Consider the following 4153-nt stretch of genomic DNA (forward strand, 5'->3'; position numbering starts at 1 on the left):
GCAGCTCGCTAGATCGAAATGAATTACTTCGAACAGTTAATCTTGGAAGCAGTGCTTCTCAGGCAGGACACTATGGAAAAAATCAGGCTATCATCGGTGAAGTTTGGTTGAAACTAAGATGCACTGCATTAAATTATTAGGAGATAAACTCAGAGCAAGGCGTTTTGATAGCCAAGTCAATGAGATTCATGCACGTGTAGCAGTCCTCAACAGATTTACGGAATTAGGTCGACCACTTACCCAAATTACGCCTTAAATTTAGCTCAATTAGGGGCGCTTTGCATTTCAAATCTTTGTGCAACAAAGCTGTTTGAATAAAAACTTATCTATGTACCTTCAATTTTAAGCATGGTTTGATCCTATCTTTTCAAATAAATGGCCATGCAATACTCAGTAAAAATAATAGCCCTAATACGGCGCAACTCATTTGCCAAAAACGTAAAGGATCTCGTTCAATGATTGCTGGTGGTTTAGAGTTTAATAATTCTTTGGAAGGATGCATTAGATTATGAATGAGTTCAGACAAGGCCTCAAAACGATGTGTCGGTTCAATACTCAGCGCTTGGCCTAAAATTTTATCTAACCATATAGGTAAATCAGGCCGATATTTCCTGATGGAATGATATTGAACTTTTTTAAGCTGCTTTAAACTGTTACAGCGAGCTAAATCTGTGCCATAAGGTAATTGTTTGGTGAGTAAATAATAGGCCATGACCGCCAAAGAAAATTGGTCTGAATGTACAGATGGCGAATGATCAATAAAATACTCCGGTGCCATAAATGCTAAGGTTCCGAGTGGTCGATTCGCATTTTTAGGATTAATTTCGACCAGGCCTCTTACTGCTGTTGAACCATAATCAATCAGTTTAATTTTCATGGCATTTTCTGCATTTAAAACCATGATATTCTTTGGCCGTATATCCTGATGCAGCATCTCCAGCCGGTGCATTGCATTTAAAGCCAAGGCCGTTTGTTGCAAAATTGGTAAAATATCATCGAGCTTTAAAGGCTTTTCCTGGCGATGCAGCCATTGAGCCAAGGTTTCACCCTGCAAATATTCATAACATTGGAATAAATATTTTTTCTCAGTGTTATGTGGATAACAGTGCATCAGGTTGTCATGTTTCAGACGTTTCGATACCCAATCTTCGAGTTGAAACTGCTCTACGGCATTTTTATCTTGCTGTAAATCTACCCCCAAAGTTTTTATGACCAAAGGCTGCTGCTGAGTATCGTGTGCCAAATACAGGCAACTGCGATGATTTTGGTGCAAAATCTTATCAATCACATAACCTTCAAAAACTTCACCTTTACTGAGCTGTTGTGGAAATACATAATCCTGCTGAATATGAAACTGATTCAGTTCAGGCAACTGTTCTACACGGATCACCTGGAAACTTAAGTTATCATCACTGCCCTGTTCTAAAGCTTTTTCAACTAATCCTTTGGCAAGTTGATTTAAATCTGCATCTATTAAAGTTAAATCTAATAATTGTTGATCTGTGACAAATTCATAGACCCCATCGGTCATTAGTAAAAAAATATCTTTTTCTTTGAGTTCAATATTTCGATAATCAATTTCAATACGATAATCCGCACCTAAGGCTCGACTAAGATAATGCTCTTTGGAAGACAACCAGACACGATGATCATGGGTTAGTAATTCAATTTCATGATCGCGAATGCGGTAAATACGACTATCACCAACATGAAAAACATGGGCTTGTTGCTGTTTTAAAATCAGTGCAGATAAGGTACAGACATACCCTCGGTCTTTATCAAAACGTCCTTGACTTTGTTGAGTCTGTGCATAAAGCCATGAATTGGTCGCGCGGATCACTCGTTCTGCTGAAGTCTGTGTACTCCAGGCATCTGAAGTAGAATAATAGTCAGATAAAAAACTACCAACGGCTGTTTCTGCTGCAAGATGACTGACATTACTGCTACCGATTCCATCCGCTATAACACATGCAATACCTTTCTGTTTCAGCACATGTCCTTCGGGCAGATATACTCCATGGAAATCCTGGTTCTGTTGTTTAACTCCGGCAGTAGAATATTGCCCAATAGTGACTTTTAATGTTTTTTTCATGCTGAAAGCTCAAAAAGGGATCTATATGATCCCTTTATAAAATGATGAATGTTAAAATTCTTTTTTAACACCAGTACGGACATGGGTGGTATAAAGTGCCAGACCTGTTAATGCCAAACCGCCCACCAGATTACCTAAAGCAACCGGCAGTTCATTCCATAGGAAGTAGTCAGCAATCGAGAAGTCACCGCCCATCATCATGGCAAATGGGAACAGGAACATGTTCACGACAGAGTGCTCAAAGCCCATGGCAAAGAACAGCATAATTGGCATCCACATGGCAATAAATTTGCCACTCACCGTAGTAGACATCATCGCGCCAATGACACCTAATGACACCATCCAGTTACACAGCATGCCACGGATAAAAATAGTCATCCAGCCGGCGAATCCGTATTCGGCATAACCTAATGTCCGCTCCTCGCCAATATGCGCAATTTTTACGCCGACAGGGTTTGGATCCGCTGCAAAACCCATGGTATAAACCGCTGCCATGAGCACCGCAACGACTAAACAGCCTGTAAAGTTCCCTACAAACACCAAGCCCCAGTTTTTTAGAATACGTCCCCATGTCACCCCTGGGCGTTTATCTAGCCATGCCAGCGGCGTAAGTACAAACACCCCAGTTAATAGGTCATAGCCCAATAAATACAACATACAAAAACCAACTGGAAACAGGAGCGCACCAATCAATGGTGATCCTGTTTGCACGGCTATGGTAATGGCAAATACCGCTGCCAAGGCCAGAATGGCCCCTGCCATAAAGGCACGAATCAATACATCACGGGTTGCCATATGCAATTTGGATTCACCCGCATCTACTACTTTTTTTGCAAACTCCGCAGGAGCAAGATATGCCATGTTGTCGTCCTCTTTTTCAATATACGGACCTGTTTTTCGAAAAAAAGACGCCTAAGATCATTGAAGACCTTAGGCGCCGTTGCCTTGAATATTAGAACAGGTAATGGTGAATGGCGTCGTTGCCATGTATATCGAAATATAAGCAAAAGCTATGCCACAAATAATTAACAATCACTTAAATATTCATTTTCTATTTAGCATGAACTCTAGAATGCTGTTGGCATGATATCTGCATTATGCGTTCTGCATACATTCATTTGAGAATAATTTGGAGAGGATTATGATTACCCATCGTCAACAAGTAACTGACATGATCATTTCAGCGAAAGTTTTAAAGTCAATTAAGTGGTCAGATGTTGCCAAAGAGATTGGTCTTTCTAAAGAATGGGTAACGGCTGCCTGCCTGGGACAAATGGCATTTAATAAACAGCAGGCAGAGAAAATTGGTCAGATTTTTGACCTTAGTGATGAGGCAGTAGCATGGCTGCAAATTGTACCTTACAAAGGCTCTTTACCGACCAGTGTGCCTACGGACCCTTTAATTTACCGCTGGTATGAAGTTGTAAATGTATATGGTTCGACTATTAAAGAGCTGATCCATGAAGAATTCGGTGATGGCATTATGAGCGCAATCGACTTCAGCATGAATATTCAGCGTGAGGAAAACCCGAACGGTGACCGGGTAAATGTCGTATTGTCTGGCAAGTTTTTACCTTATAAAACCTATTAATTAATCGTTTGATAAAGCCATCATATTGATGGCTTTTCATTTCTTCGTAAGGAGATCTTTTATATCACCGTCTTTATCCTTATTTAATTTTGACTATACACAGCTTCTGGGTATAAGAGGAACCGACATCAATATAGTGACAGTTATCAATCTGGGTATGTTTTTTCACAATGGTATGCCCTAAATAGGTTTTGAACTGAACCGTACCGGGTTTGTCGGAGACTTTTTTATTTAAGTTAGGCCACCTGACCTAATGGGTTAATTTTATGATAGTACATTGCTTCAAAATCAAAAGGTGACACATAACCTAGTGCACTATGTACACGCTTTTTATTGAACCAATCTACCCAGCTTAGTGTCGCAAGTTGTACATCCGCTAAACCTTGCCAATCCGCTTTTAAATATTCAATCACCTCTGTTTTGTATAAGCCATTCACCGTTTCAGCCAAAGCATTATCGTATGAATCACC

At 40.1% G+C, this 4153-nt stretch carries 4 protein-coding genes and 2 pseudogenes; 2 read left to right on the forward strand and 4 right to left on the reverse strand.

Features of this window, described 5'->3' with window-relative positions; genetic code table 11:
• A pseudogene (locus HMPREF0023_RS16260) lies at positions 1-256 on the forward strand (IS5/IS1182 family transposase); the annotation flags it as partial.
• Positions 257-367: 111 nt separating this feature from the next.
• Here the strand turns inward: HMPREF0023_RS16260 and HMPREF0023_RS09135 are convergent.
• Both HMPREF0023_RS09135 and HMPREF0023_RS09140 read right to left on the reverse strand, forming a co-directional pair.
• On the reverse strand, positions 368-2092 hold the full coding sequence (locus tag HMPREF0023_RS09135) for a bifunctional protein-serine/threonine kinase/phosphatase (RefSeq protein WP_008941921.1): 1725 nt from the start codon (positions 2090-2092) through the stop codon (positions 368-370).
• 51 nt (positions 2093-2143) lie between these two features.
• Positions 2144-2953 carry a formate/nitrite transporter family protein gene (locus tag HMPREF0023_RS09140; RefSeq protein ID WP_008303564.1) on the reverse strand — a complete coding sequence of 270 codons (810 nt, stop codon included), beginning with the start codon at positions 2951-2953 and terminating at the stop codon, positions 2144-2146.
• A gap of 280 nt (positions 2954-3233) precedes the next feature.
• Here HMPREF0023_RS09140 and cynS point away from each other — a divergent pair, with 280 nt between their 5' ends.
• Complete coding sequence (gene cynS / locus HMPREF0023_RS09145; protein WP_008941922.1) at positions 3234-3683, forward strand: cyanase; 450 nt, start codon at positions 3234-3236, stop codon at positions 3681-3683.
• Between the two features lie 79 nt (positions 3684-3762).
• Here the strand turns inward: cynS and HMPREF0023_RS16915 are convergent.
• A pseudogene (locus HMPREF0023_RS16915) lies at positions 3763-3870 on the reverse strand (serine/threonine-protein phosphatase 2); the annotation flags it as partial.
• 49 nt (positions 3871-3919) lie between these two features.
• Positions 3920-4153, reverse strand: a 234-nt coding sequence (locus HMPREF0023_RS09150) for an integrase core domain-containing protein (RefSeq protein WP_008941923.1), incomplete at its 5' end; no start/stop codon positions are given.

Origin of the sequence: Acinetobacter sp. ATCC 27244 (assembly GCF_000156555.1) — a bacterium.
GTDB classification, from domain to species: domain Bacteria; phylum Pseudomonadota; class Gammaproteobacteria; order Pseudomonadales; family Moraxellaceae; genus Acinetobacter; species Acinetobacter haemolyticus.